Source organism: Pseudomonas sp. FW305-3-2-15-E-TSA4 (assembly GCF_058787295.1).
This window is the reverse complement of the sequence record NZ_JBYSZP010000004.1, coordinates 155,943-181,945: the sequence shown is the minus strand read 5'-3', so window position 1 is coordinate 181,945 and position 26,003 is coordinate 155,943. Positions and strand designations below refer to the sequence as shown.

Below are 26,003 nucleotides of genomic sequence, written 5' to 3'. Positions count from 1 at the left end.
AAGCGTTGGGCGCCGCCGGACCCTGTGGGAGCTGGCATGCCAGCGATGAGGCCTGAATAGGCGCAACACCTTGCGGAGCAGAAAACGAAAAGCCCCGACACTCACATGCCGGGGCTTTTGTTTTTCAGCGAACAGTCATTCAGACCTGCGGGTCACCCACGTGCAGGATCTTCATGCCGTTGGTGCCACCGGTGGTGTGGTAGCTGTCGCCCTTGGTCAGGATGACCCAGTCGCCTTTTTCCACAACGCCGCGCTTGACCAGCTCGTCGATCGCTTTCTGGCTGACTTCGTTCGGGGCCAGCGAAGCCGGGTCGAACGGAACGGTGTACACGCCACGGAACATCGCCGCGCGGGCCTGGGCTTCGCGGTGCGGGGTGAAGGCGTAGATCGGCACCGAGGAACGGATACGCGACATGATCAGCGGGGTGTAGCCACTTTCGGTCAGAGCGATGATCGCTTTCACGCCCGGGAAGTGGTTGGCGGTGTACATGGTCGCCAGGGCGATGCTTTCGTCGCAGCGCTCGAATTCCTTGCCGATACGGTGGCTGGACGTCTTGCTGGTCGGGTGCTTTTCAGCGCCGACGCAGATGCGCGCCATCGCCTGAACGGCTTCCAGCGGGTAGAGGCCGGCAGCGGATTCGGCCGAGAGCATCACGGCGTCGGTGTAGTCGAGCACGGCGTTGGCCACGTCGGACACTTCGGCGCGGGTTGGCATCGGGTTCTGGATCATCGACTCCATCATCTGGGTCGCAACGATCACCGCTTTGTTGTGGCGGCGTGCGTGCAGAATGATCTTCTTCTGAATGCCCACCAGCTCGGCGTCGCCGATTTCCACACCGAGGTCGCCACGGGCAACCATCACTGCGTCGGAAGCCTTGATCAGGCCGTCGAGGGTTTCATCGTCGGCCACGGCTTCGGCGCGTTCGATCTTCGCCACCAGCCAGGCAGTGCCGCCGGCTTCGTCACGCAGTTGACGGGCGTAGTTCATGTCGGCGGCGTCACGCGGGAAGGACACGGCGAGGTAGTCGACTTCCATTTCGGCGGCGAGCTTGATGTCGGCCTTGTCTTTTTCAGTCAGGGCCGGCGCGGTCAGGCCGCCACCGCGACGGTTGATGCCTTTGTGGTCGGACAGCGGACCGCCGATGGTCACGACGCAGTGCAGCTCGGTAGCGGTGGCGGTTTCGACGCGCATCACCACGCGGCCGTCGTCGAGCAGCAGCTCGTCGCCCACGCCGCAGTCTTTCACCAGATCCGGGTAGTCGATGCCGACCACTTGCTGGTTGCCTTCGGTCAGCGGATGGCTGGTGGAGAAGGTGAACTTGTCACCGATCTTCAGCTCGATGCGCTTGTTGGCGAATTTGGCGATACGGATTTTCGGGCCTTGCAGGTCACCCAGCAGGGCGACGAAACGGCCGTGCTTGGCGGCCAGGTCACGCACCAGCTTCGCGCGAGCCTTGTGCTCGTCGGGGGTGCCGTGGGAGAAGTTCAGACGGGCGACGTCCAGACCAGCCAGAATCAGCTGTTCGAGAACTTCCGGCGAGTTACTGGCCGGGCCAAGGGTAGCGACGATTTTGGTACGACGGACGGACATGCAAAGACTCCTGAGTTCAAGCGCTAGCAGAGGCTACTATGCTCTTGGGGTGTAGTCATTGTTCGTTTGCACTACTTATTGTTTTCTTTATTGAACGTGGCAACTTTGGGACAAACGCGCCTGAAGATTTACGACCAGGGGTCGATACAGAGCTCAAGACAGGAGAACCTCCCCATGCGATTGTTGCCCATTGCCGCCCTTGCCCTCAGCGTCCTCGCCGTCACGGGCTGCACCCGTTGGTCGATGAACCATCATTTGAACAACGCCTACAGCGCCTACGACCGGGGCAATTGCGAGCAGGTGATGCTCGAACTGTCCAAGGTCGAACGCGCCAGCCGGGCCCGTCCGTATGTGTGGCCGGAAGTGTCGATGATGCGCGGCCAGTGCCTGGAACGGCAAAAAATGTACATCGACGCGGCGCAGACCTACCAGTTCATCATCGCCTCGTACCCTAACAGCGAATACGCCTTCCGCGCGCGCGCCCGCCTGGAAACCCTGCAGAGCCTGGGACATTACCCGACTCGCAGTGCGGCGGCGGTGCCGAGTGCGCAACGCTTCTGATGCCGGATGTCATACAAACGCTGGCTGACTGTACAGGTTGAGCTATAGTCCAGTGATCCGGTTTAGAGTCTGGCCTCTAAACATGGGGCAACACCTGCGACTGGTCGATGTTGAGGCGATGGCGTATTGGCGACCATGCCACCGGAAGCGGGGAGAGCGTGTCTGTGACACAGGCGTGTTCCGAAGCAAAGGTGCGGCTCTGTGATGGAGCCTTGCGTGGCGTACCTCGCATGTTTACCGACCGACGAATCGAACGGCACCAGTTGCCGTACTTCCTCAGGGTGTTCAACAGCGTCACCGACAAACCCATCGGTTTTCTGGGCAATGTGTCCGAAGACGGGCTGATGCTCATCAGCCAGTTACCGATGATGACCGGTGTCGATTTCAGTCTGCGTCTCAAAATTCCGCTCGGCGATGGCTGCCAGCAGGTCATCGACCTGACGGCGTGCTGCCTGTGGTGCCATGAAGACGCGACCCCGATGCACTACGACGCCGGCTTCAGCCTGCAACGCCCGCCGCCGGAATATGCGCAACTGGTGCAAGCGTTGAAGCAGTACTTCAGTTTTCAGCCCCTGCCGGCGTCTGCCTGATACAGCCAAAACCAAAGATCGCCGCCTGCGGCAGCTCCTACAGTGGAAATGCAATTTTCCTGCAGGAGCTGCCGCAGGCGGCGATCTTTTGATCTTCAAGCCTTCAAGGCAATCGCCCGCTCACTGTCCAGTGTCTTCTCCGCCAGCAACAAACCCATCTCGCTCAACTGATAGATCGCCATCGCCAGATGCCGTGGTTTGTCTTCCAGGCTGTCCGCCAGATCCAGCAGCAGAATGCTCACCGACGAAAAGGTTTCGTAGGTCTGGATGGCGATGGCTTCGGGGTTGAGGTCGGGGGCGACAACGAACATCTGCATGCCGCGATCCACGGAATTGCGTGAGGGCGATTTTGGTTTGAGGTAGTGGTCGAGGGCGCGTTCTGCGGCTTCCTGAAACCTCTCTGAATCAGGGGGGAGACAGCTGGAAGTCGTGTCAGATTCTGGAGGATTTGATGTTGCACTGTTCATGGCTTTATATCCTTTTTGCTTGGCTTCCAGTTCGGGTGAACGAGAACGGAAACTGCTATGAAGAGGTTATTCGGCCGGGGGGAGGTGAGCTGTTCGGCTCACCTAGAGACGTCCTGCTAACAGCTAAAATGTTACTAGCCTGACTGAAGCTACTGCCTCGACATTGCCCCGGACAATTAATTTCGACCGCTGATTCAGCGGCCAAGATCAAGTTACGGAGCCTCACCAATGCGTACAAGACAGAGCATTCTGGTGTGTTCGTAGGCAAAGGCGCCACGTCGTGTAGCCTAAATTCCTAGGTTTGGGGAAAGACTTCATTCGGATGACGGATATGTGTACCCGTACGCATCAATCTGTTTCATTTCGATATGAGACGGGGGGATTTTAGGTGGGGTGTTGGAAGGTTTTTGAATCGTCAAATCGCTTCGATAATCACCCTGTGGATAACACCAAAGCGGTCGACAAAATTCATTGAGTTTTTGAGGCCTAGTCCGTTTCCTTTGCTCTGAGTTTCGCCAAGCCCTGCTTGATATAGCCGGCATTTTCTCCAATGACAAAAAGCGCAGAGCGGACGTTTTCTCCGATCTCGGTAAACCCCCTCTCTTCGACCTGGAGTGTTAGCTCCATTAGGGCTGCCTCCAGCCCAAGCTGATTCTGATAAATCCTTTCCAACACATCAGATAATGAATATTTAGTGGGCATTCTTCGACTCCGTTCGAGAGGCTTCGAGCATGGCTGCATGGGAAAATTTAGCGGGCAATCCGATAGCGCGGGATGGGCCGCTTCAAGGAGCGGACTGGCACTCCTTTAAATAAGTGGAGTGAGATACCGATCAATGGAAAAGCCCTTTTAGCAGCGGTATTTCTTATTAAGAAATCTACACCCGCTTGCCAATTTGAAACACCCCGCCGGCGTGAAATCTACAATGTCTATAGGGCTCCAGCTTTCTTCCAGCTTAAGTAAATTGACACTAGTTCAGTGTTTAGCTTACTGGTAGGGACATCCAGCACAGGTGTGCCATGAGCCATCAGGCGCTCATTCAGTTCGGCCCTAGCGTTTAGGTAATCCACTGCGCCGCAATAGGCCAATGCTTCAGGAAGGGTTTGTACCGAGTCTTGGCGCATTTGGTCGAGTGTTTCTTCGCGCAGGCTGACCACTAACACCTGATGCTGGCGGCTCAGGTGTTGGACTGCGTTGGTCAGTTCGCCATGGTCCTCATCCTGCAGGTTGGTCATAAGGATGACCAGTGCCCGTCGTTTCTGACGTGTTAGTAGTTGCCGAATGGCTGCCTGATAGTCCGCCGGACGTTGGCTACTCGCCAGATCGTAGACCGTGTTGAGCAGGACGTTGAGTTGCCCGCTGCCTTTTACCGGAGCTAGATATCGCGGTTGATCGTCTGCAAATGTACTCAATCCCACCGCATCGCCCTGGCGCAGCGCCACATGACTGAGCAGCAGACACGCATTCAGCGCATGGTCGAAATGCGACAGCTCGCCATCCTGGCTGCGCATTTGCCGCCCGCAATCGAGCATGAACATGATCTGTTGATCACGCTCGTCTTCATACTCGCGGGCAATCGGCGTGCGCTGACGGGCGGTGGCTTTCCAGTCGATCTGGCGCAGGCTGTCGCCTTCGCGAAATTCGCGCAACTGATGAAATTCCTGACCCTGCCCGCGACGCTGGCGCTGGCGCACACCGAGCTGGCTGAGCCAGTTGTCCACCGCCAACAACTGCCCACCGTAGAGCTTTGCGAAGTCCGGGTAGACGCGGATCTCGCCGCTCACGGCGAGCAGGCGTTTGCCTGTCCACAGACCGAACGGGCTGGGCAGGTTGATTTCGCAATGCTCGAAGCTGAAGTGCCCGCGCTTGAGCGGGCGCAGGCGATAGCCGACCGCGCTGAATTGCCCGGGTTGCAGTTCAATCGCCAGCGGCAGGTTTTCGAAGCTCAGGCCCTGTGGCACGTGGTCGAAAATCTCCACCGCGACCGGCTCATTGAAGTCATGGCTGAGCTGCAGCCGCACCTCGCTCCAACGGCCGAGTGCCAAGCTGCCGGGCATCTGCCGCTGGATGCGCGGCGAGGGCAGGTTGTTCAGGCGCAGCGCATCGATGAGCGCCAGCACCAGCAGAGCCAGGAGCAAGCCCCAGTTGATCGACAACAGCGTGGCGGGCAAGTCGATGTCGAGAGCTTGCAGCGTGCCCAGCAGCGTGCCGACGGCCAGCAGAATCGCGAGCCAGATCAGCAGCAGGCGTGACGGTTTCACAAGCGCGGCGCCGGCACTTGGTCGAGCAATTGTTGCAGCACCTGATCGACCTGCAGACCTTCGATGTCCAGCTCCGGCGCCACCCGCACCCGATGGCGCAGCACCGAGAGCGCGCAACCCTTGATGTCATCGGGAATCACGAACTCGCCGCCGCGCAGCAACGCACGGGCGCGGGCGCAACGCACCAGCGCAATCGAGGCGCGCGGCCCGGCGCCGAGGGTCAGGCCGGGCCAGGAGCGGGTGCTGCGCGCCAGCCGCACGGCGTAATCGAGCACCTGATCGTCGATCGGCAGGTCACTGGCGATGCGTTGCAAGGCCTGCACGTCCTTGGCTTGCAGGACCGTGCGCAACGGCTGCACGTCGAGCATGTCGGCGCGGGTCGAGCGGCTGACCTGACGCACCATGTTCAGCTCTTGCTCGGCCTCCGGGTAATCCATGCGCACTTTGAGCATGAAGCGGTCAAGTTCGGCCTCCGGCAGTGGATAAGTGCCTTCCTGCTCGATCGGGTTCTGGGTGGCGAGCACCATGAACGGCTGGGCGATCGGCAGCGCCCGACCTTCGAGGGTGACCTGGCGCTCCTGCATCGCTTCGAGCAACGCCGCCTGGGTTTTCGCCGGTGCGCGGTTGATCTCGTCGGCCAGCAGCAGGTTGGTGAACAGCGGCCCCTTGCGCAGCTTGAACTGCTCGGTGTGCAGGTCGTACACCGCGTGGCCGGTGACGTCGCTGGGCATCAGGTCCGGGGTGAACTGGATGCGCGCAAACTCGCCGCCGAAGCAGCGCGCCAGCGCCCGCACCAGCAAGGTCTTGCCCAGCCCCGGAACGCCCTCAAGCAGCACGTGACCGCCGGCGATCAGCGCGGTCAGCACATCGTCGATCACGCCGTTCTGGCCGATCAGGGCCTTCTGCAATTCGCCGCGCAGCGCTTGCGCCAACTGGCTGGCACGCTGGCGTTGCTGGGCGGCGTGGCTGGCGCTGCCGGGCTCGATCTGTTCACTCATAGCGTGTTCCTCAAGGTTTGCAGGTGGGCCACCTGGCGACTGAAATCAGCGCTGCTCATGCGCTGTTTCGGCACCGGGCTCAGAGCCTGACTGATGGCGCGGGTCGGCTGTCGGGTCAGGCGCGACAGCACCAGCCATTGCTCAGCCACGTTCAATTGGTCGAAGCCGGGATAGCGGCGGCGGGCGCGGCGCAGCACGTCCTGTTGCAGGGCTTGCAACAGCGTGTGCTGACCGTTGTGGCGCAGGATGAAATCGGCGCTGGCACGCAGGTGTTCCTGCAACTGCCGTCGGCCACTTGGAGCGGGTGCCTGCAGTGGCCCATGGCGTACAGCAACGTGCCACAGGCCGAGGCCGATCAGTGCCAGCAGGGCGACGATGGCTTGCGGGAAGTAACGCCAGAGCAAGGTCAGCAGACCATCGTGTGCGGTGTTGAAAATCAGCGTGACGTCGGTGTCGGCGCTCAGGTACCAGAGCAGCCAGGCGTTGTCGTGCTTGCTGATGGCCGGGGTCTTCCACAGTTCGGCATCGGTGACCACGGTGATCGAGCCGAGGCCGTACGGCACTTGCATCATGTGCGTGGCCTTGGCGCTGTTGGCCCAGGCCTGGGCGAGATTTTTCGGGTCTTCCAGATGAAACGCGGTGTCGAAACCGGCGTAGGCCGGCGCGTCCTCGTCTTCCAGGTAGAGCTTGGTCAGATTCGGGTACGGATCATCCGCCAGCTCCGCCGGCGGCTCCTTGAGGTCCTTGCTTAGTGACTGGTGCAACTGCACCCGATCCAGCAACAGATCATCGCTTTGTCTGGCCTGCTTGTCCCACAGCGCTTCGGCCACGAACACCAGGCGCCCACCGGCGCGGGCCCAGTTCAACACCTGATCGACCTGCCGCGGGGTCATGCGCGAACGTTCGCCGAACAACAGCAGGGTGTGCCGACGCGGATCGATGTCGGGCAGCACCGCCAGCGTTTCGGCGTGGCTGACGTTGAGGCCGCGCTCGCGCAAAAACAGTTCTGCCGCCAGATAAGGATTGGCCTGCGCCTGGGGCGAGGGGCCGTGATCGATCACTTCCTGATAGGGCCGCGCCTTGAGGTACAGATAAACGCTCAACGCCGCGAGCAGGGCGACCATCAGCCCGCCGAGCAGCCACGCGCTGCGCCGGTTCAAGCGCGCGCTCCCGAGCCGAACAGGGCACGCCAGCCGTCACACAGTTCCTGTTGCAGATGTGCCGCCGGCACGCGGTGCCCGTAGGCCATGTTCTGCCAGTGCTGTGTCAGGCTGCGACTGAACGCCAGCAGTTCAGGGCGCTGCAATTGCTCGACCCGCAGCAGCACCTGATGCTCGGTGTCGGCAGGTTTCAAGGTCAGGGCAAAATCGTGCAGCAAACGGCTGAGCAACCCGCGATAGAGCAAGCCCAGCGCCGCGCGCGGCTGGGTCTGCCAGAGTTGTTCGGCACTGGCGGCGATGTCGTCGGGCAAGGATTGCGGGGTCAGGTCCAGGCCAAGTGCTTGTTGCGGCGCAGGTGGCCTGACGCGGGCGCGCAACTTCGCCCGGCGACTGACGAAGGTGCGCAGGAACTCGCGATAGCGCCAGATCAGCCAGCCCACAGCGGCGATCAACGCTCCCCACAACAACACTTCAATCAGGCCGGCCAGCGCATTGAAGCGCTGACTGTCCAGCCAGCCGAGCAGGGTTTTCAGCCATTGCGGTGCCTCGCCGGGTTTGTCCTCGGACGGGGCTGCCGGATCGTCGCCAAAGCGATAGCGGGTCACGCTTTCCTTGTTCTTGAACGGTGGTTGTTCGAGCAGCGCCTTGATGCTGTCGTGCGCAGCCTGACTGGTCAGCGGTTGGTGCAACAGGCGGGGTGCCTCCGGTGCGCTGGCGGGATCGGCTGCAGCCCATACGGGTGGCACCGCCGGCAGCAAAAGACAGACCGCCAACAGCAAACCCAGAGCGCTGCTGTTCAGGCGTTGGCGCAAACGGCGGAACACCAACTCGATGTCCCACGCTTCCAGTGCGGTGCGTCGGTTCAGATACAGGCTGAAACCGCAGGCGACATAAATCGGTTCCCAGACCACCAGCACCAGCGCGTAGAAGGCGTTGGTCAGGTGCTCCAGCCAACGCCAGTGGTGATCGGCATCGAGGATCAGTGATTGCCAGTCCCAGTCGGTTTCAATCTGTTGTGGCAGCAGCATGTAGAACAGCACCATCAGGCCGATCCACAGTGCGGTCTCCAGATGCATGCCGATGATCGTCAGCCATTGCGCGCCGCCGGCATTGCGTTGCAGCAACACCTGCAAGCGTTGCTGACGGGCCGTGCCGTCGAGACCTTCGAGTTGCACCACCGGCAGCAAGAAGCTGCGACTCAGGCTCAACCGGCGCCAGGTCAGGCTGGCCAGCAGTTGCGGCTTGAGCAACCGTGGAAATTCGCGCAGGGCCTGTTTCAGTGTCGGTGTTTCGCCGAACAGGGCTTTGGACAGGATGTACAGCGGCAGGCGTTCGTACGCCGGTTTCAGCCACCAGAAAATGAATACCGCCAGCGACGGCGAATCCCATAGCAACAACGTCAGCACGGCGAACAGCGGCAGGGTGACGATGGCCCAACTGGTCATCAGCAGGCGTCGATGCTGCTGGCTCATGAGCACGCCCAGGTCCATGGCTTCCCAGGTGCTGCGCGGACGGATCGCCACGGTGGCATCACTCAGGCGCATGGCGTGTCCTTCCGGCGAACAGCAGATAGGCCGCTACTGCGAGCCACAATGCGGCACCGACCGCATATTTGATCGGCGGTGTGACCCCGGTCTTCGACGACCAATACGCTTCGATGAACGCTGCGATCAGCAGGAACAGCATGACCCCACACACCAGCAGCACGCTTTTGCGCGCCGCCTCCACCAGTGCTTCACCACGGGTCAGCCGTCCCGGTGCAATCACTGCCCAGCCGAGCTTTAGCCCCGCCGCGCCCGCCAGGGCAATGGCGCTCAGCTCGAAGGCGCCGTGGCCGATCACGAACGACCAGAACGTCTGGCCAAAACCGATTTCGGTCAGGTGCCCGGCCACCGCGCCGATGATCAAGCCGTTATAGAACAGGAAGAACGCGCTACCGACGCCCAGCAGCAAACCGCTGGCGAAAGTCTGAAAGGCGATGCCAATGTTGTGCATCACGTAATAGCCGAACATCACCCAGTCTTCGCTGGCCGCCCGTTCGGCCGAGCGCCCGAGGTGCCCGGCCACCGGGTCGTACATGCTCTGCATGTCGCGCACCTGTTCGGCGGGGATCAGGTTGTAGATCAGTTCGGGAAAGGCATACACCAGCGAGGCAAAGCCGATCAGGCTGCCGAAAAACATCAGACCAGCGGCCAGCACAAACGGCCATTCGGCACGCACCAGTCGAGGAAAGTCAGCGAGGATGAAACCCAGGAGGTTGGCGCCGAATCGACTGCGGTGCCGATACAGCTGCTGGTGGCCGCGCAACACCAGTTGTTGCAGCGAGTCGATCAGAAAACTGCTGTAGCCACGCGCCTGTGCCAGCGCCAGATGCTGGCAGAGGCGTCGATAAGCCTTGGGGAAACTGGCTGCCTGCGAGGTGTCCTTGCCATGTTCGAGGCGTTCGAGGGCCAGGGTGAAGCGCTCCCATTCGGCCTTGTGACGAGCTTCGAAAAGACTCTGCTTCATGTCGGACCCAACAAGCCGCGGGCGATGCCATTGAGTTCGCTGACCGCTTTGGGCGCCGAGATGTGCAGCGGTTGGGCGAGCAGCGCGGCCAGCTCATTGACCCGCGCCGGCGACAGTTCAGCCTGACGTTCGGCGAAGGCGAGCAAGGCGCGTTGTTCGCCGAGGTTGAGCGGCACGGGCGAGCTGCGTGGCTGGGCGTCAGGTAACTGCGGGCGGAGCAGGGCGCGTTCGCTATAGACCACCAGCGTGCCGGCGGCGATGTCGCCGAGGCGTTTGAAGGTCGGGTGTTGCAGGCAACTGATGGCACCGAGGAAATAGCCGAACGGCAGCAGATCGACAAAACGCAGCAGGTTGCGCAGCAGCGAGGCCGACCAGCCGATCGGTGTGCCGTCATCGTGGATCACCCGCAGGCCCATCCATTGCTTGCCCGGCGAACGGCCCTGACGCAACACTTCGAACAGCACCATGTACCACCAGCTGACGGCAAACAGCAGCAGCGAACCAAGGCCCATGCCGAGCTGGCCGAGAAACGCCAGCAGCAGAAACAGCACGCCGAGGATGGCCCCGCGAATGCCCAGGTCGATGCCGAAGGCGAGGCTGCGCACCATCAGACCGGCCGGGCGCAACGGCAGGTCGATGCCCTCCGGGGTTTCCACTTGATAGCGGGTATCGAGTGGCGGTTTCAGCGGTGCTTTCCGTGGCAGTGCTGTGTTCTCGAGCATGGGCTACCTGATGGGGCCGGATCGGGATGCGAAGTCCGTCCGATGCTAGCAGCCTCTTGGGGGAAAACGACATAACTATGTATTGCACCGCGTGTGGCGCACGCTGGTTGAATGACACAGCGCTGGCCGCGACCGCGGTTCAACGCCTAGACTTTGCCGATCTTCAGTTCAGGAACCGCCCGTGACTTCAATCTTCTGGTACGACTACGAGACCACCGGCATCAATCCGCGCAATGACCGTCCGCTGCAGGTCGCCGGGATTCGCACCGACCACGACCTCAATGAAATCGACGAACCGGTCAACCTCTACTGCCAGCCCAGCGAAGACATCCTGCCGCACCCGGCGGCGTGCGCCATTACCGGTATTACCCCGAGCTGTCTCGCCGAACAGGGTTTGAGCGAAGCCGACTTCATGACCCGCGTACACGCGCAACTGGCGGCGCCCGGCACTTGCGGTGCGGGTTACAACACCTTGCGTTTCGACGACGAGATGACCCGCTACAGCCTGTACCGCAACTTCTTCGACCCGTATGCCCGCGAGTGGCAGGGCGGCAACAGTCGCTGGGACCTGATCGATGTGGTGCGCGCCGCGTATGCGTTGCGCCCGGATGGCCTGGTCTGGCCGACCGACGACGAAGGCAAGGTCACCCTCAAGCTCGAACGCCTGACGGCGGCCAACCACATCGACCATGGGCATGCGCACGAAGCGCTCTCGGACGTGCGCGCCACCATTGCGCTGGCGCGGTTGATCCGCGAGAAACAGCCGAAGTTGTATGACTGGCTGTTTCAATTGCGCAGCAAACAGAAGGTCATGGATCAGATTCGCCTGCTGCAACCGCTGGTGCATATCTCCGGACGCTTCTCGGCGGCGCGGCACTATGTCGGTGTGGTGCTGCCATTGGCCTGGCATCCGCGTAATCGCAATGCGCTGATCGTCTGTGACCTGCACCTTGATCCGCAAGGCTTGCTGGACCTGGACGCCGAAACCCTGCGCCGGCGCCTGTACACCCGCCGCGACGACCTCGCCGAGGGTGAACTGCCGGTGCCGCTGAAACTGATTCACATCAATCGCTGCCCGGTGGTGGCGCCGTTGTCGGTGTTGCGTGTCGACGATCAGCAGCGTCTGGGTCTGGACATGGCGCTGTATCAGGCACGTGCACTGCGGCTAAGTGACGCACAACAAGTTTGGAAAGATAAAGTCGCGGCGATTTACGCCAGCGAAGACTTCACGCCCAGCGAAGATCCGGAACAGCAGTTGTACGATGGATTTATCGGTGATCGCGATCGGCGTCTATGCGAGCAAGTGAGAACGGCGGATCCGGCGCAATTAGCGCAAGAGCACTGGCCGTTCGATGATGAACGTCTGCCGGAATTACTCTTTCGATATCGCGCACGCAACTTTCCCGACACGTTGAATTTCGAGGAGCAAGAACGCTGGAGAATATTCTGTCAGCAGCGTTTGTCCGAGCCGCAAATGGGCGCGCCTAATACCCTGCAATCTTTTGCCGAGGCCGCGCAGCAATGGGCGCTTAGTGCTACGCCGATACAGAATCAAGTGCTCAATGAGTGGCAGAATTATGTCCAGGCATTGCGCAAACGTTTGAATCTTTGAAATCGAACATAGTGTGCCCATGAAATGCCGGGCATAAAAAAACGCCAGCGTATGCTGGCGTTTTTCATGGGCCGCAGAATCAGTCTGCGACAGGCGTTGCGGCTTAGCCCAGCAGGGTAGCCCAGCCTTCAACCACGTCACCGCCCCACTTGGCTTTCCACTCTTTCAGAGTCTTGTGGTTGCCACCTTTGGTTTCGATGACTTCGCCGTTATGCGGGTTTTTGTATTGTTTAACTTTGCGCGCGCGCTTGGTGCCGGTAGTTTTTACTGCGGCGCCACGGGTGCCTTTGGTTTTCGATTCCGGATCCAGCAGGGCGATGATGTCGCGCAGGGACTTGGAGTATTCGCCCATCAGGGTGCGCAGTTTGCCTTCGAATTCCAGCTCGGCTTGCAGTTTGTCGTCTTGCGACAGGTTCTTCAAACGCGCTTGCAGCTCTTTGATTGCTTCTTCGGTGGCGCGATATTCGTTGATCAAGGACATGGTAACTACCTTATGCAGATGTGTTGAATGGCAGGGGACAGTGCCGCAATAATAGTCAGGCTGTTTCATCAAGTAAACATTTAACCGGTTTTTTTATTTGAATTAGTTGCAAGGAATAACCGGTAAATTGAATGGTCATTTAAATAATGTGATGCAGTCATCACGAATATTCACAATTATCTGGCCGAACAGCTTCACTGCAGGACTATCGTTTCGCCGCGCGTGGCGTCAGGCGTCGCGAATCGGGCCTGCGTGCGGACATGTGGTCATCAATACTGCAGTTTCCGCGCACACTCGCTAGAATGGCCGCCTTTGCGAAGTTCTGGAGTTTTCCCCCCATGCGCACCTTTCGGTTGGTGATTTCCTGCCCTGACCGCGTTGGCATCGTTGCCAAAGTCAGTAACTTTCTGGCATCCCACAACGGCTGGATCACCGAAGCGAGCCACCACTCGGATAATCAGAACGGCTGGTTCTTCATGCGTCACGAGATCCGCGCCGATTCGCTGCCGTTCGGTATTGAAGTGCTGCGCGAGAAGTTTGCGCCGATCGCCGAAGAGTTCTCGATGGACTGGCGCATCACCGACACCGAGCAGAAGAAACGCGTGGTGCTGATGGCCAGCCGCGAATCCCACTGCCTGGCCGACTTGCTGCACCGCTGGCACAGCGACGAGCTCGATTGCGAAATCTCCTGCGTGATTTCCAACCACAATGACCTGCGCAGCATGGTCGAGTGGCACGGCATTCCTTATTACCATGTCCCGGTCAATCCGCAGGACAAGGAGCCGGCGTTCGCCGAAGTCTCGCGTCTGGTCAAACAGCACGATGCCGAAGTGGTGGTGCTGGCGCGCTACATGCAGATCCTGCCGCCGGCCCTGTGCCGCGAATACGCGCACAAGGTGATCAACATTCACCACAGCTTCCTGCCGTCGTTCGTCGGCGCCAAGCCGTACCATCAGGCGTCGCTGCGCGGCGTGAAGCTGATCGGCGCGACTTGCCACTACGTGACCGAAGAGCTGGACGCCGGCCCGATCATCGAGCAGGACGTGGTGCGTGTCAGCCACAGCGACAGCATCGAAGACATGGTGCGTTTCGGCCGTGACGTCGAGAAGATGGTGTTGGCCCGAGGCTTGCGTTATCACCTCGAAGACCGTGTGCTGGTGCACGGCAACAAGACCGTGGTGTTCTGATCGAACCTGCGCGTACTTGAATAAAGAAGGGCTTGGGCGTTCAATCGTCCCAGGCCCTTTTTTCGTTTCAGCCCTTGAGGAACTGCCCGTGAGCGACCCATTGGACAAAGCCACTTCGAAAGCGCCTGCCACCCTGGGGGAGGGCTGTTTGAGCCGCTACGACCCGGATGACCTGAGCCCGGAGGACGGCACCGAGTTTCCCGGCGCCGCCGAGCTGTGGGAGCAGCTCAAGGAGCAGGCGGACGAACCTGAGAAGCCTGCCTGATCTTCAACAGCTTCTTGAGCAGCGGCCGCCCGAGCATCAATAGAAACACCGGGCCGCCCACCACCAGATAGAAATAGAACGTCACCACCCGCCAGATCAGAATCGCTGCCGCCGCAGTGGATTTGCCGACCATCGGCGCCAGCAGCGCCGCCGAGGTCAGCTCTGCGGCGCCCGCACCACCGGGCAACAGGCTCATTTGACCAGCCCCCAGCGATAGCATCTGCACCAGAAAACTCCAGGCCCACTGCAGATCCGCGCCCAGTCCGCGCAGGGCCAGATACAACACGCTGTAGCGTAGCAGCCAGTGCATGCAGGTCAGGGCGAACACCTTGACCAGGGTTTGCCACGGCAACTTGAGGGTGTCGATAAACGCGTCGAGAAAATGCAGCAGCTTGCGCGCCCAGCGCCGACGCGTGGCCGGTTGCACGTTGAGGCGGGCAAGCAGGCGTCCGCTCAGAAGGATCAGGCGGCGGTGGTAGCGCGCCAGCAGCACGCAACTGAACAGCCCACCGAACAGTGACACGGCGCTGACCATCAGCAACCACTCCAGGCGGTCACTGAGATGCTGAAACAACGCGTAAATCAGGATGCCGCTCAGGGCGCAGAGAAAGAACAGCAGATCGCTCAACTGATCCATGGCAAACACTGCGCTGCCACGGGCCGGGCGTACGCCGCAGCGCGCCAGCAACGCCATGATCGTCAGCGGTCCGCCACTGCCGCCGGGAGTGGCGCAGTAGGCGAACTCGGCGGCCATGACCACGCCGAGACTTTTCAGCGGCGTTACCTGATCGCGCTGATCACCCAGCAGCAGGCGCAGACGCAGGGTGTTGATGCCCCAGCAGAGCAGAATCATGCCGAACATGATCAGCAGCCATTGCAGGGGGAAACTTTGCAGGCGCGCACCGATCTCGCCGCCGCCGAGCAACACCGGGATCAGTACAGCAGCGAGCAGGCCGATCAACAACACAATGCCGCGACTCATGCAGCGCGCTCCATTCGCTCGCGTTGCTCGGCGAGCCAGTCGATTTTGGTCATGGGCGTGCGTCCTTCTGCCAGCAGCCGTTCAAGGGTTCGTAGCCAGTAATCACGCGCGAAGGCGTGGCGCATGTCTACCGGGTGCAAGCCTAGACGAATCACCGCGGCGTCGCGCCACTGCTGTTCGCGTTGCTCGCTGACGAGTTTTGACAGACCCCGGCGCCAGGCGCTGCGCGCACTCCACACCAGACCCGGGGCGTTGATGGCGGTGAAATCCGGTAATTGATAAAGATGTAGCGGGTCGCTGGTGTAGCTCAATGGTGTTTCGCGAAGGGCCTGGCGCGTGCCCTCGCTCATCAGCCATGCCGGGGCGACGAAGCCGTGCAACGGCCAGTCATTGCGCCGGAACAGTTCGATGCCGTCGCGCAGTCGCGCCAGGGCGGCTTCGTGGGACAGGCGATAAAACTCCCCTTCGTGGGTATAGATTCGGCGCATGAACCAGTCGCGGGGTGTGGCTGGCGCTGGCTCGCGGTCGTCATGGTAATAGCCGTGCAAGGCCAGTTCATCGCCACGGGCCAGCCGCTCGCCGAGCATTCGGCAAAACGCGGGATGATCCTCAAGCGCGTCGTGGCCATGGAAATCCGGAACGACCAGCCAGGTCATCGGCACGCCGCCCATTGCATCGACCGCCTCGACAAATGGTCGATAATCCGCCCAGGTCGACGGTGCCACGTCGTGCAGCACCAGCAGCACTGCGCGGTCATTCAAGGAATCAGCCATTGGCCACCCTGGGCAGAGAGGGACCGAGCACCGCGTGGTAATGGCCGAGCAGGCTGTCGACCACGCTGTCCCAGGAATAACGCCGTTCAACGTGTTGCCGCGCCTGTTGGCCGAGTTTCACGCAGCCGCGACTGAACAGCTCGCGCACGGCATTGGCCATGGCTTGTGGGTTGTTCGGCGCACAGAGCAAGCCGCAGTCGTCGGCGACGATCTCTTCAAACGCCCCGGCCGCCACCGCGACCACCGGAATCCCGCAGGCCATGGCTTCAAGGATCACCAGGCCAAAGGTTTCCTGGTCACCGGCATGCAGGAGGGCATCGGCGCTGGCCATCAACCGGGCCACGGTGGCGGCGGGACAGAACCCGTCGATCACGCTGACATTGTCCGGAACCACGGCCGGCATCGACGAGCCAACCAGCAGCAGGTGATAGCGTGGGCCGAGGCGCTGCATGCATTTGAGCAGCACTGGCAGGTTCTTCTCTTTGGAACCGCGCCCGGCAAAGATCAGCAGACGAGTGTCTTCGGCAATTCCCAGTTCGGCGCGCAGGCCGTTGTCGCGGGCGTCAGGGTGAAAGGTTTGCAGATCCACGCCCAATGGCTGCACGAATACATTGCGCACCCCCAAACCGGTGAGCTTGTCGGCCATCACCTGGCTGGGCGCCAGCACTCGATCGAAGTTGCCATAGAGCTTGGTGACGTACGCCTCGACGTTCGGCGTGACCCAATGGCCCATGCGATTGCCGACCAGTAGCGGCAGGTCCGAGTGATAAAAGCCGATCACCGGCACGTCCAGTTGCCGTCGCGCGTCCAGCGCCGCCCACGCGGTGAGGTACGGGTCGCCGACTTCGATCAGATCCGGCTGCAAACCCTGCAGGACATTGCGCCATGGCGCGAGGCGCAGCGGGAAGCGATAGCCTTTGCCGAAGGGTAGGGCGGGTGCGGGCACGGTGTAGATACCATCGTTTTCACCGAAATGCGCGCCGGGAATCAGCAGGCTATGACGAATGCCCGTTTTGCCCCCCAACCGGCGATGCTTGGCATCCAGATAGGTGCGTACGCCGCCGCTGGCCGGGGCGTAGAACATGGTGATGTCGGCGATATGCACTGTGATCAACCCTCCGCTGCGTTGCACTCCCTTGGTTGACCTTTATCCAGAATAGATGTTCGGTCGGGATTGCGCGGTGGGAGTGTCAGGGAGGTGTTGTGGTGTTTGTCAGGATGCCTTCGCGAGCAAGCCCGCTCCCACAGGTATCTGCAAACGACACAGATCCGATGTGGGAGCGAGCCTGCTCGCGAAGAGGCCCGTGGCAGCGATTTAGATGCGGAAACTGCCGACCAGCTGCTTCAGGCGCGAAGCCTGCTGCTCCAGATCCGAACAGGCTCGCAACGTCGCCTGCAGGTTCTCGACGCCTTCCTGGTTCAGCGTATTGATCTCGGTGATGTCGACGTTGATGGATTCCACCACCGCGGTCTGCTCCTCGGTCGCTGTTGCCACCGACTGGTTCATTCCGTCGATTTCGCCGATACGCTGGGTCACGCTGTTGAGGCGTTCGCCGGCGAGGTTGGCGATTTCCACGCTGTCCTGGCTGTGGCGCTGGCTGTCGCTCATGGTGCTCACCGATTCACGGGCGCCGACCTGCAGCTCCTCGATCATGGTTTGCACCTGCTGCGCCGATTCCTGAGTGCGGTGCGCCAGGTTGCGCACTTCGTCGGCGACCACGGCAAAACCGCGTCCGGCCTCACCGGCACGCGCCGCTTCGATGGCGGCATTGAGCGCCAGCAGATTGGTCTGCTGGGAGATGCTGGTGATCACTTCGAGGATCTGCCCGATGTTCACGGTTTTGCTGTTCAGCGACTCGATGTTGCTGCTGGAGGCGCTGAGCATGCTCGACAGTTGATTCATCGCCTTGATGCTGCGATCCACCACTTGCTGGCCGTCTTCGGCGAGGCCGCGGGCGTCACTGGCCTGGTTCGAGGCTTGCGCGGCGTTGCGGGCGATTTCCTGGGCGGCGGCGCCCAGTTGATTGATCGCCGCGGCGACGCTGCTGGTGCGCGAAGCCTGCTGGTCGGAGTTGTACATCGACGAGTTGGACGCCGCGACCACGCGCAGCGCAACCTCGTTGACCTGGCCGGTGGCCGACGACACTTCGCGGATCGAGCCGTGAATACGCTCGACGAAACGGTTGAATGCGGTACCCAGCACGCCAAACTCATCGTTATTGACGATGGTCAGGCGCTTGGTCAGGTCGCCTTCACCGTCGGCGATGTCTTCCATGGCGCGGGTCATGACATGCAGTGGCTGGATCAGCAGGCGAATCAGCATGCCCAGCAACGCGATGATGATCACCACCGCAATCACCGTGGCAATCACCGCCGAGGTGCGGAACTCACTGAGCATCGAGAAGGCTTTGTCCTTGTCCACCGACAGCCCGATGTACCAGTTGACCGACGGCAGGCCTTTGATCGGCGCGAAGCTGACGATGCGAGTCTTGCCATCGACGGTGATTTCACTGAAATCGCTGCTGATGCGCGGGGTGTCCTGCGGATAGGCTTCTTTCAGTGATTTCATCACCAGTGCCTTGTCCGGGTGCACAAGGATCTTGCCGTCGGCGCTGACCAGGAAGGCGTAGCCCATGCCGGAGAAGTCCCGGGCGGTGAGGGTGTCGACCAGGGTTTGCAGGCTCAGGTCACCGCCGACCACGCCAACGCTCTGACCGGCCTTTTTCGAGGCGGTGGCGATGGAGATGATCAACTGGCCGGTGGCGGCGTCGATGTACGGTTCGGTCAGGGTCGACGCGCTGCTGCTCTCGGCCCCTTTATACCAAGGGCGCACCCGTGGATCGAAACCGTCCGGCATCTTCACGTCCGGACGGATGGTGAAGTGACCGGTGGCATCGCCCAGGTAAGTGGCCATGAACGTCGAGGTCAGGGATTTCTGTTCCAGCAGGCTGGCGACGTTGGCCGGGTCCGGATTGATGGCAATATTCTGGGCGGCGTTCTCGACCAGCAGAATGCGCCCGTTGAGCCAGGTCTGGATGTTATCGGCGGTGACTTCGCCCATCTCGTTGAGATAGTTGTTCAGGTCATCGCGGATCGCGTTGCGTTGCAGCCAGTCGTTGTACAGCGTGAACGAGGCGAAAGCGGCGATGACGATGAGGGCGGCGGCAAGCAAAATTTTATGGCTGAAGCGCAGGTTTTTGTTCATGGCTTGGGGTTCCGCTAAGGTCTTAATGTCCTGGGCGTGCTTTTATAAAGACGCGCAATATGGGCAAGGGTGAAACAAACTGATATTTCCGACTCTCCTTAGGGAAATGTCCGACCGACTTTTCAGTCAGGTTCTCGCCCTTATCTATCGGCCACAGCGGATTAAAGATTAACCATAGGTGACAAAATGCCTGACACATCGCAACTCGTTATCGGCGCCGATCTGGCGGGGCAACCGATTGCTCAGGCCATGCGCCTGGCTAACCGCCACGGGCTGATCGCCGGTGCGACCGGCACCGGCAAGACCGTGACTTTGCAGCGCCTTGCCGAAGCATTCAGTGACGCCGGGGTCGCGGTGTTCGCCGCCGACATCAAGGGCGATCTGTGCGGCCTGGGCGCCGCCGGCAATCCGCAGGGCAAGGTCGCCGAGCGCATCGCCGGGATGCCCTGGCTCAACCACAAGCCGCAGGCTTATCCGGTGACGCTGTGGGACATTCACGGTGAATCCGGTCATCCGTTGCGCACCACGTTGAGTGAAATGGGCCCGTTGCTGATCGGCAGCCTGCTGGAACTGACCGACAGCCAGCAGTCGGCGCTGTACGCGGCGTTTAAAGTGGCCGATCGCGAAGGCCTGTTGCTGCTGGATCTGAAAGACCTCAAGGCGCTGCTCAATCACCTCAAGGACAACCCGCAACTGTTGGGCGAAGACGCCGCGCTGATGACCACCGGTTCCAGTCAGGCACTATTGCGCCGGCTGGCGACTCTGGAGCAGCAAGGCGCTGAAGCCCTGTTCGGCGAACCTGCGCTGCAACTCGAAGACATTCTGCAACCGTCCGCCGATGGCCGTGGACGCATTCATTTGCTAGATGCCAGCCGTCTGGTACACGAGGCGCCGAAGGTCTACGCGACGTTCCTGCTGTGGCTGCTGGCCGAGCTGTTCGAGCAATTGCCGGAGCGCGGCGATGCCGACAAACCGCTGCTGGCGCTGTTCTTCGATGAAGCGCATTTGTTGTTCGGCGATACGCCCAAGGCGTTGCAGGAGCGTTTGGAGCAGGTGGTGCGGCTGATTCGCTCGAAAGGCGTGGGTGTGTATTTCGTCACCCAGTCGCCGGGCGACCTGCCGGATGACGTGCTCGCGCAACTTGGCCTGCGGATTCAGCACGGCTTGCGTGCGTTCACCGCCAAGGAACAGAAATCCCTGCGAGCGGTAGCCGATGGCTTCCGGCCGAATCCGGCGTTCGACACCTTGTCGGTACTGACCGAGCTGGGCATCGGTGAAGCACTGGTCGGGACGCTGCAGGAAAAAGGCACGCCGGAGATGGTCCAGCGGGTGCTGGTGGCGCCGCCACAGTCGCGGATCGGACCGTTGAGCGAAACCGAACGCACGATGCTGATCGCCGGGTCGCCGTTCAAGGGGCGTTATGACAAGCCGATTGATCGTGAGTCGGCATATGAAATCCTGATGGGCCGCAAGGATCTGGCGCCGGAGGCGGATGCGCCAGCGGGTAAGCCGGCAGCCGAAGAGCCGAGCCTGGCTGATCGTGCCGGAGAGTTTCTGGGCACGGCGGCGGGGCAGGCGTTGAAGTCAGCCATGCGTCAGGCGGCCAATAATCTGGGTAAACAACTGGTGCGCGGCTTGATGGGGTCGTTGCTCGGTGGCAGCAAACGGCGTTGATCCAAACTGTGGGAGCGGGCTTGCTCGCGAAAGCGGTCTGCCAGTCAACAATAATGTTGACTGAAAGGACGCCTTCGCGAGCAAGCCCGCTCCCACATTAGATAAGTGGCAGTTTTCTGGATTGAGATCAGGATTTGTCTTTGGCGTGTGCCGCCAAGCGCTCAAGTGCCGCACGCAGAGCGGGATCGCTGATCCCGTCCGCCGTGGACTGAATGGTCGCCGCCGCATTGCTCGACAGGTCCATCGTGTGCCCGACAGCCCCAGGCTGGACGATCGGTGGTCGCACGCTGAATTTGATTCGCGTCAGGTTGGCGAACTCTTCGAACAGCTGCAATTGCCGTTGCAGGCGTTTTTGCTGGTAGCGCAGGCGTGTCGCCCAATGGCCGTCGGTGACCACCAGCGACAGTTCGCCTTCACGCCACTTGGCCACATGACAGTGTGCGCGAGCGGCGGGTTGCAGTTGGCTTTCAAGCAGTCGTTGCAGATGAGCGAGGCGTTGGGCATGGCCAAGAATGGCTTTGAGCGGCTTGGCTTCGCGTAGCAGAACGGCGGGCGCTCTGGCTGTAAGGGGGCGAAATGCCATGATCGAACACCTGAAGTAACAGAGGCGCCATGTTAGCAGAAAGCAACGGAACCACTCGCCCATTGCTTTTGTCCCTGCTTTACCCATTAAATCAACAACTAACTTCTTGCCTTGATGGGTTGAAGTTGAGCAAAACGCCCTTATTTTAAGTGAGCCCCGTCAAAGCGCAGTGCCAGCATCGTGGAATATCGCCACTTTCCTCACCACCGTTTCCGGGTAGAATGCTCGTTCGCATGCGGCCATGAGGGCTGCACGGGCGACTCACGGGGCCGCCCTCCATCCCTTTAGTGTGGAAGATCCTGCCGATATGTTTGCGCCTTTGTTAAAGAAACTTTTTGGAAGCAAGAACGAGCGTGAAGTCAAACGCATGCTCAAGACGGTGCAGCTCGTCAATGCCTTCGAAGAGCAAATGGTGGCCCTTTCGGACGATCAATTGCGCGCCAAGACCAATGAGTTCAAGGCCCGTATCGCCAAAGGGGAATCCCTCGACAAGCTGTTGCCTGAAGCCTTCGCGGTCGCCCGTGAAGCCGGCAAGCGCGTCATGGGCATGCGCCACTTCGACGTCCAGTTGATCGGCGGCATGACCCTGCATGAAGGCATGATTGCCGAAATGCGTACCGGTGAGGGTAAAACCCTCGTAGCGACCCTGGGCGTTTACCTCAACGCGCTGTCCGGCAAGGGCGTGCACGTTGTAACCGTGAACGACTACCTGGCCCGCCGTGACGCCAACTGGATGCGCCCGCTGTATGAATTCCTCGGCCTGACCGTCGGCGTCGTGACGCCGTTCCAGCCGCCGGAAGAGAAGCGCGCCGCCTACGCTGCCGACATCACCTACGGTACCAACAACGAATTCGGGTTCGACTACCTGCGCGACAACATGGCGTTCAGCATGGAAGAGAAATTCCAGCGCGAACTCAATTTTGCCGTGATCGACGAAGTCGACTCCATCCTCATCGACGAAGCCCGTACCCCGCTGATCATTTCCGGTCAGGCCGAGGACAGTTCCAAGCTGTACATGGAGATCAACAAACTGATCCCGCAGCTGGAACTGCACGTCGAAGAAGTCGAAGGCCAGGTCACCAAGGCCGGTCACTACACCATCGACGAGAAGACCCGTCAGGTCGAACTCAACGAAGCCGGTCACCAGTACATCGAAGAAATGCTCACCGGCGTCGGCCTGCTGGCTGAAGGCGAGAGCCTGTACTCGGCGCATAACCTGGGCCTGCTGACCCACGTCTATTCGGGTCTGCGTGCGCACAAGCTGTTCCACCGCAACGTCGAATACATCGTGCAGGACGGTCAGGTCGTACTGGTCGACGAACACACCGGTCGTACCATGCCGGGTCGTCGTCTGTCCGAAGGCCTGCACCAGGCCATCGAAGCCAAGGAAGGTCTGAACATTCAGGCCGAGAGCCAGACTCTGGCTTCGACCACGTTCCAGAACTACTTCCGTCTGTACACCAAGCTGTCCGGCATGACCGGTACCGCCGACACCGAAGCGTTCGAATTCCACCAGATCTATGGCTTGCAGGTCATGGTGATTCCGCCGAACAAGCCGTTGGCGCGTAAAGATTTCAACGACCTGGTGTTCCTGACCGCCGAAGAGAAATACGCGGCGATCATCAATGACATCAAGGAAGGCATGGCCCAGGGCCGTCCGATCCTGGTGGGCACCGCGACCATCGAAACTTCCGAGCATGTGTCCAACCTGCTCAACAAGGAAGGCATCGAACACAAGGTGCTGAACGCCAAGTTCCACGAAAAAGAAGCCGAGATCATCGCGCAAGCCGGTCGTCCGGGCGCCCTGACCATCGCCACCAACATGGCCGGTCGTGGTACCGACATCCTGTTGGGCGGTAACTGGGAAGTGGAAGTCGCGGCGCTGGAAAACCCGAGCCCCGAGCAGATCGCCCAGATCAAGGCTGACTGGCAGAAGCGTCACCAGCAAGTGCTGGAGTCCGGCGGTCTGCAGGTGATCGCCTCTGAGCGTCACGAATCCCGTCGTATCGACAACCAGTTGCGTGGCCGTGCCGGGCGTCAGGGTGATGCCGGTTCCAGCCGCTTCTACCTGTCGCTGGAAGACAGCCTGATGCGCATCTTCGCCTCTGACCGGGTGAAGAACTTCATGAAAGCCCTGGGCATGCAGCCGGGCGAAGCGATCGAGCACCGCATGGTGACCAACGCGATCGAGAAGGCGCAGCGCAAGGTGGAAGGTCGCAACTTCGACATCCGTAAACAACTGCTCGAGTTCGACGACGTCAACAACGAACAGCGTAAAGTGATCTATCACATGCGTAACACGTTGCTGGCCGCCGACAACATCGGTGAAACCATCGCCGATTTCCGTCAGGACGTGCTCAACGCCACCGTCAGCGCGCACATTCCACCGCAATCGCTGCCAGAGCAGTGGGACGTGGCCGGTCTGGAAGCGTCGATTGCCAGCGACTTCGGGGTGAAACTGCCGATCCAGCAATGGCTCGACGAAGACGATCACCTGTACGAAGAGACCCTGCGCGAGAAGCTGATGGTCGAGCTGATGGCGGCGTACAACGAGAAAGAAGATCAGGCCGGTGCCGAAGCACTGCGCTCGTTCGAGAAGCAGATCGTTCTGCGCGTGCTCGACGACCTGTGGAAAGACCACCTGTCGACCATGGATCACCTGCGTCACGGCATCCACCTGCGTGGCTACGCCCAGAAAAATCCGAAGCAGGAATACAAGCGCGAGTCGTTCACGCTGTTCTCCGAGCTGCTGGATTCGATCAAGCGCGACTCGATCCGTGTGCTGTCGCACGTTCAGGTGCGCCGCGAAGATCCGGAAGCCGAAGAACAACGCCTGCGTGAGGAAGCCGAAGCACTGGCCGCGCGCATGCAGTTCGAACACGCCGAGGCCCCTGGTCTGGAGCAGCCGGAAGTGTTGGGTGAAGAGGTCGATGTAGCCCTCGCCACCGCGCCGGTGCGCAACGAGCAGAAGTTGGGCCGCAACGAACTGTGCTACTGCGGTTCGGGCAAGAAATTCAAGCATTGCCACGGGCAGATCCAGTAAACCCCGTTTCAATCGCTGAAATACCCGCGCCGCGACCGGCTCCTGCCGTCGCGGCGTTTTGCCATTTACACCACCGCCATCCCTGTGAGCGGTGCTGACATCATTGAGTAAGGAGCGCATTCATGGCTGTTGGTCTTGGTCCTTTGCCAACGTTGCACCCGGTTGCCGGTTTTGAACTCGGTATCGCCTCGGCCGGCATCAAGCGCCCCGGGCGCAAGGATGTGGTAGTGATGCGCTGTGCCGAAGGTTCGACCGTGGCCGGTGTGTTCACGTTGAACGCCTTTTGCGCCGCGCCGGTGATCCTGGCGAAAAAACGCGTGCACAACGACGTGCGTTACCTGCTGACCAACACCGGCAATGCCAACGCCGGTACCGGTGAGCCGGGTCTGGCGGCTGCCGAGCGCACCACCGCCAAACTGGCCGAGCTGACAGGTGTCGATGCCAGCCAGATCCTGCCGTACTCCACCGGCGTGATCGGTGAGCCGCTGCCGGTCGAGAAGATCGAAGGCGCGCTGCAGGCCGCACTGGATGATCTGTCGGAAAACAACTGGGAAGCTGCCGCCACTGGCATCATGACCACCGACACCCTGCCCAAGGGTGCCAGCCGCCAGTTCGAGCATGATGGCGTGACCATTACCGTCACCGGCATCAGCAAAGGTGCAGGCATGATTCGCCCGAACATGGCGACCATGCTCGGCTACATCGCCACCGATGCCAAAGTTTCCCGCGACGTACTGCACAACCTGATGCTCGACGGCGCGAACAAGTCGTTCAACCGCATCACCATCGACGGCGACACCTCGACCAACGACTGCTGCATGCTGATTGCCACCGGCAAGGCTGCACTGCCGGAAATCACTCGCGCCGAAGGCGAGCTGTTCAACAAGCTGAAACAGGCTGTGTTCGAAGTGTGCATGGACGTGGCCCAGGCCATCGTGCGTGACGGCGAAGGCGCGACCAAGTTCGTCACCGTTGAAGTCAACGGCGGCGGCAATCATCAGGAATGCCTCGACGTCGGTTACACCGTGGCCCACTCGCCGCTGATCAAGACCGCGCTGTTCGCCTCCGACCCGAACTGGGGCCGTATTCTGGCCGCTGTCGGCCGTGCCGGCGTGCCGAATCTGGATGTGAGCAAGATCGACGTGTTCCTTGGCGACGTGTGCATCGCCAGCCGTGGCGCACGCGCAGCAACCTACACTGAGGCACAGGGTTCGGCGGTGATGCAGCAGGAAGAGATCACCATCCGTATCGAACTGGGTCGCGGTGATTGCAGCGAAACCATCTGGACCACCGACCTGTCGCATGAATACGTGAAGATCAACGCCGAGTACCGCACCTGA

Annotated in this window: 23 protein-coding genes and 1 pseudogene; 8 read left to right on the top strand and 16 right to left on the bottom strand. The window is 60.8% G+C overall.

Annotated features, from left to right (window positions below; translation table 11 throughout):
* Positions 1-139 precede the first annotated feature (139 nt).
* Complete coding sequence (pyk, locus tag AC3WMV_RS07065; RefSeq protein ID WP_003227610.1) at positions 140-1,591, bottom strand: pyruvate kinase; 1,452 nt, start codon at positions 1,589-1,591, stop codon at positions 140-142.
* 174 nt (positions 1,592-1,765) lie between these two features.
* Here pyk and AC3WMV_RS07060 point away from each other — a divergent pair, with 174 nt between their 5' ends.
* The gene (locus tag AC3WMV_RS07060) at positions 1,766-2,152 is read left to right on the top strand and encodes a tetratricopeptide repeat protein (RefSeq protein WP_007965893.1); all 387 of its coding nucleotides are present in this window, start codon (positions 1,766-1,768) and stop codon (positions 2,150-2,152) included.
* Positions 2,153-2,382: 230 nt separating this feature from the next.
* Positions 2,383-2,742, top strand: coding sequence for a PilZ domain-containing protein (locus AC3WMV_RS07055; RefSeq protein ID WP_027612508.1), 360 nt, complete (start codon positions 2,383-2,385; stop codon positions 2,740-2,742).
* A gap of 95 nt (positions 2,743-2,837) precedes the next feature.
* On the opposite strand, the gene AC3WMV_RS07050 is transcribed toward AC3WMV_RS07055, so the two are convergent.
* The 8 genes from AC3WMV_RS07050 to AC3WMV_RS07015 form a co-directional block, all read right to left on the bottom strand.
* Complete coding sequence (locus AC3WMV_RS07050) at positions 2,838-3,209, bottom strand: DUF6124 family protein (RefSeq protein ID WP_103367407.1); 372 nt, start codon at positions 3,207-3,209, stop codon at positions 2,838-2,840.
* A 486-nt stretch (positions 3,210-3,695) separates the two neighbouring features.
* The gene (locus AC3WMV_RS07045) at positions 3,696-3,911 is read right to left on the bottom strand and encodes a hypothetical protein (RefSeq protein WP_007965898.1); all 216 of its coding nucleotides are present in this window, start codon (positions 3,909-3,911) and stop codon (positions 3,696-3,698) included.
* Between the two features lie 227 nt (positions 3,912-4,138).
* Positions 4,139-5,470, bottom strand: coding sequence for a DUF58 domain-containing protein (locus AC3WMV_RS07040; protein WP_103367408.1), 1,332 nt, complete (start codon positions 5,468-5,470; stop codon positions 4,139-4,141).
* Positions 5,467-6,468, bottom strand: a complete 1,002-nt coding sequence (locus AC3WMV_RS07035) for an AAA family ATPase (RefSeq protein ID WP_103367409.1) — start codon at positions 6,466-6,468, stop codon at positions 5,467-5,469. The genes AC3WMV_RS07040 and AC3WMV_RS07035 overlap by 4 nt, the downstream gene beginning before the upstream one ends.
* Positions 6,465-7,628, bottom strand: coding sequence for a DUF4350 domain-containing protein (locus AC3WMV_RS07030; RefSeq protein ID WP_103367410.1), 1,164 nt, complete (start codon positions 7,626-7,628; stop codon positions 6,465-6,467). Before AC3WMV_RS07030 ends, AC3WMV_RS07035 begins: the two co-directional genes overlap by 4 nt.
* Positions 7,625-9,172, bottom strand: coding sequence for a DUF4129 domain-containing protein (locus tag AC3WMV_RS07025; protein ID WP_103367411.1), 1,548 nt, complete (start codon positions 9,170-9,172; stop codon positions 7,625-7,627). Before AC3WMV_RS07025 ends, AC3WMV_RS07030 begins: the two co-directional genes overlap by 4 nt.
* Positions 9,159-10,136, bottom strand: a complete 978-nt coding sequence (locus AC3WMV_RS07020) for a stage II sporulation protein M (RefSeq protein WP_103367412.1) — start codon at positions 10,134-10,136, stop codon at positions 9,159-9,161. Before AC3WMV_RS07020 ends, AC3WMV_RS07025 begins: the two co-directional genes overlap by 14 nt.
* The gene (locus AC3WMV_RS07015; protein ID WP_027612514.1) at positions 10,133-10,858 is read right to left on the bottom strand and encodes an RDD family protein; all 726 of its coding nucleotides are present in this window, start codon (positions 10,856-10,858) and stop codon (positions 10,133-10,135) included. Before AC3WMV_RS07015 ends, AC3WMV_RS07020 begins: the two co-directional genes overlap by 4 nt.
* A gap of 181 nt (positions 10,859-11,039) precedes the next feature.
* On the opposite strand from AC3WMV_RS07015, the gene sbcB reads away from it, so the two are divergent.
* Entirely contained in the window at positions 11,040-12,470 is a 1,431-nt protein-coding gene (gene sbcB, locus AC3WMV_RS07010) for an exodeoxyribonuclease I (RefSeq protein ID WP_103367413.1), read from the top strand.
* A 103-nt stretch (positions 12,471-12,573) separates the two neighbouring features.
* Here the strand turns inward: sbcB and mvaT are convergent, their stop codons facing one another.
* Positions 12,574-12,951: a histone-like nucleoid-structuring protein MvaT gene (mvaT, locus tag AC3WMV_RS07005; protein WP_003227581.1), complete on the bottom strand. Its 378-nt coding sequence runs from the start codon at positions 12,949-12,951 to the stop codon at positions 12,574-12,576.
* A 338-nt stretch (positions 12,952-13,289) separates the two neighbouring features.
* Between mvaT and purU the strand changes: the two genes are divergently transcribed.
* Both purU and AC3WMV_RS06995 read left to right on the top strand, forming a co-directional pair.
* The gene (gene purU, locus AC3WMV_RS07000; protein WP_003227580.1) at positions 13,290-14,138 is read left to right on the top strand and encodes a formyltetrahydrofolate deformylase; all 849 of its coding nucleotides are present in this window, start codon (positions 13,290-13,292) and stop codon (positions 14,136-14,138) included.
* Positions 14,139-14,226: 88 nt separating this feature from the next.
* Positions 14,227-14,403, top strand: coding sequence for a hypothetical protein (locus tag AC3WMV_RS06995; RefSeq protein WP_167797083.1), 177 nt, complete (start codon positions 14,227-14,229; stop codon positions 14,401-14,403).
* On the opposite strand, the gene gpgF is transcribed toward AC3WMV_RS06995, so the two are convergent.
* From gpgF to AC3WMV_RS06970, 5 genes and pseudogenes are all read right to left on the bottom strand, one after another.
* Positions 14,366-15,385, bottom strand: a complete 1,020-nt coding sequence (gene gpgF / locus AC3WMV_RS06990) for a glucosaminyl phosphatidylglycerol flippase (protein ID WP_103367414.1) — start codon at positions 15,383-15,385, stop codon at positions 14,366-14,368. The two genes, AC3WMV_RS06995 and gpgF, sit on opposite strands and share 38 nt — an antisense overlap.
* Positions 15,382-16,158: an N-acetylglucosaminyl phosphatidylglycerol deacetylase gene (gene gpgD, locus AC3WMV_RS06985; RefSeq protein ID WP_103367415.1), complete on the bottom strand. Its 777-nt coding sequence runs from the start codon at positions 16,156-16,158 to the stop codon at positions 15,382-15,384. Before gpgD ends, gpgF begins: the two co-directional genes overlap by 4 nt.
* Positions 16,151-17,263 carry an N-acetylglucosaminyl phosphatidylglycerol synthase gene (gpgS, locus tag AC3WMV_RS06980; protein WP_103367416.1) on the bottom strand — a complete coding sequence of 371 codons (1,113 nt, stop codon included), beginning with the start codon at positions 17,261-17,263 and terminating at the stop codon, positions 16,151-16,153. Before gpgS ends, gpgD begins: the two co-directional genes overlap by 8 nt.
* A 210-nt stretch (positions 17,264-17,473) precedes the next feature.
* Positions 17,474-18,238, bottom strand: a complete 765-nt coding sequence (locus AC3WMV_RS06975; RefSeq protein WP_371043227.1) for a methyl-accepting chemotaxis protein — start codon at positions 18,236-18,238, stop codon at positions 17,474-17,476.
* A gap of 93 nt (positions 18,239-18,331) precedes the next feature.
* Positions 18,332-19,363: pseudogene (locus tag AC3WMV_RS06970) on the bottom strand (HAMP domain-containing protein); the annotation flags it as partial.
* Between the two features lie 186 nt (positions 19,364-19,549).
* Here AC3WMV_RS06970 and AC3WMV_RS06965 point away from each other — a divergent pair.
* The gene (locus tag AC3WMV_RS06965; RefSeq protein WP_103367417.1) at positions 19,550-21,037 is read left to right on the top strand and encodes a helicase HerA-like domain-containing protein; all 1,488 of its coding nucleotides are present in this window, start codon (positions 19,550-19,552) and stop codon (positions 21,035-21,037) included.
* 127 nt (positions 21,038-21,164) lie between these two features.
* On the opposite strand, the gene AC3WMV_RS06960 is transcribed toward AC3WMV_RS06965, so the two are convergent.
* Positions 21,165-21,620 carry a DUF721 domain-containing protein gene (locus AC3WMV_RS06960; RefSeq protein WP_096795098.1) on the bottom strand — a complete coding sequence of 152 codons (456 nt, stop codon included), beginning with the start codon at positions 21,618-21,620 and terminating at the stop codon, positions 21,165-21,167.
* A 307-nt stretch (positions 21,621-21,927) separates the two neighbouring features.
* Here AC3WMV_RS06960 and secA point away from each other — a divergent pair, with 307 nt between their 5' ends.
* Positions 21,928-24,663 carry a preprotein translocase subunit SecA gene (gene secA / locus AC3WMV_RS06955; RefSeq protein ID WP_027612522.1) on the top strand — a complete coding sequence of 912 codons (2,736 nt, stop codon included), beginning with the start codon at positions 21,928-21,930 and terminating at the stop codon, positions 24,661-24,663.
* A gap of 122 nt (positions 24,664-24,785) precedes the next feature.
* Positions 24,786-26,003 (top strand): bifunctional glutamate N-acetyltransferase/amino-acid acetyltransferase ArgJ, encoded by a 1,218-nt coding sequence (argJ, locus tag AC3WMV_RS06950; protein WP_103367418.1) that lies wholly within the window; start codon positions 24,786-24,788, stop codon positions 26,001-26,003.

Coding starts and splice junctions, on each gene's coding strand:
- AC3WMV_RS07035 (WP_103367409.1), bottom strand. CDS start 6,468: ATGAGTGAACAGATCGAGCCCGGCAGCGCCAGCCACGCCGCCCAGCAA.
- AC3WMV_RS06965 (WP_103367417.1), top strand. CDS start 19,550: ATGCCTGACACATCGCAACTCGTTATCGGCGCCGATCTGGCGGGGCAA.
- AC3WMV_RS06975 (WP_371043227.1), bottom strand. CDS start 18,238: ATGTACAACTCCGACCAGCAGGCTTCGCGCACCAGCAGCGTCGCCGCG.
- argJ (WP_103367418.1), top strand. CDS start 24,786: ATGGCTGTTGGTCTTGGTCCTTTGCCAACGTTGCACCCGGTTGCCGGT.
- gpgD (WP_103367415.1), bottom strand. CDS start 16,158: ATGGCTGATTCCTTGAATGACCGCGCAGTGCTGCTGGTGCTGCACGAC.
- gpgF (WP_103367414.1), bottom strand. CDS start 15,385: ATGAGTCGCGGCATTGTGTTGTTGATCGGCCTGCTCGCTGCTGTACTG.
- secA (WP_027612522.1), top strand. CDS start 21,928: ATGTTTGCGCCTTTGTTAAAGAAACTTTTTGGAAGCAAGAACGAGCGT.
- AC3WMV_RS07025 (WP_103367411.1), bottom strand. CDS start 9,172: ATGCGCCTGAGTGATGCCACCGTGGCGATCCGTCCGCGCAGCACCTGG.
- AC3WMV_RS07020 (WP_103367412.1), bottom strand. CDS start 10,136: ATGAAGCAGAGTCTTTTCGAAGCTCGTCACAAGGCCGAATGGGAGCGC.
- AC3WMV_RS07060 (WP_007965893.1), top strand. CDS start 1,766: ATGCGATTGTTGCCCATTGCCGCCCTTGCCCTCAGCGTCCTCGCCGTC.
- mvaT (WP_003227581.1), bottom strand. CDS start 12,951: ATGTCCTTGATCAACGAATATCGCGCCACCGAAGAAGCAATCAAAGAG.
- purU (WP_003227580.1), top strand. CDS start 13,290: ATGCGCACCTTTCGGTTGGTGATTTCCTGCCCTGACCGCGTTGGCATC.
- AC3WMV_RS07050 (WP_103367407.1), bottom strand. CDS start 3,209: ATGAACAGTGCAACATCAAATCCTCCAGAATCTGACACGACTTCCAGC.
- AC3WMV_RS07055 (WP_027612508.1), top strand. CDS start 2,383: ATGTTTACCGACCGACGAATCGAACGGCACCAGTTGCCGTACTTCCTC.
- AC3WMV_RS07045 (WP_007965898.1), bottom strand. CDS start 3,911: ATGCCCACTAAATATTCATTATCTGATGTGTTGGAAAGGATTTATCAG.
- pyk (WP_003227610.1), bottom strand. CDS start 1,591: ATGTCCGTCCGTCGTACCAAAATCGTCGCTACCCTTGGCCCGGCCAGT.
- AC3WMV_RS06960 (WP_096795098.1), bottom strand. CDS start 21,620: ATGGCATTTCGCCCCCTTACAGCCAGAGCGCCCGCCGTTCTGCTACGC.
- AC3WMV_RS07015 (WP_027612514.1), bottom strand. CDS start 10,858: ATGCTCGAGAACACAGCACTGCCACGGAAAGCACCGCTGAAACCGCCA.